The 502-nt window shown below is 67.1% G+C and carries 1 protein-coding gene; it reads right to left on the reverse strand.

The genetic code is table 11. The features are described 5' to 3' along the window. A partial coding sequence (locus ACFFGH_RS34470; protein ID WP_512700310.1) for a tyrosine--tRNA ligase occupies positions 1-502 on the reverse strand: 502 nt, incomplete at both ends.

The following is a 502-nucleotide window of genomic DNA, read 5'->3' on the forward strand; positions in this document are numbered from 1 at the left end:
CCTCGCCATCCACCTTGACCCGGCCGTTGCCGAGCATGTCCTTGGCCTGGGCGCTGTTGTTGGCCAGGCCGGAGCGGTTGAGCACCGCCGCGATGGGCGCCTGCTCGCTGCCCTCGAAGCCCACCTCCACCTCGGGCAGATCCTCCGGCAGCTCGCCCTCGGCCAGCTGGTTACCCGCGGAGCGGTGCGCATTGGCCGCCGCCTCCTCGCCGTGGTAACGCGCGATCAGCTCGCGGGCCAGGATCATCTTGATGTCCCGGGGATTGGCACCGCCCTCGACGTCACGCTTGAGCGACTCGATCTCCTCGTTGGACTTGAGCGAGAGCAGCTCGAAGTAGCGCCAGATCAGGCTGTCCGGCATGGAGACCAGCTTGTTGAACATGGCGCCCGGCGCCTCGTCCACGCCGACGTAGTTCCCCAGCGACTTGGACATCTTCTGCACGCCGTCCAGCCCTTCCAGCAGCGGCATGGTGATCACCACCTGGGGCGTCATGCCGAAGTG

The organism is Lysobacter korlensis (genome assembly GCF_042434515.1).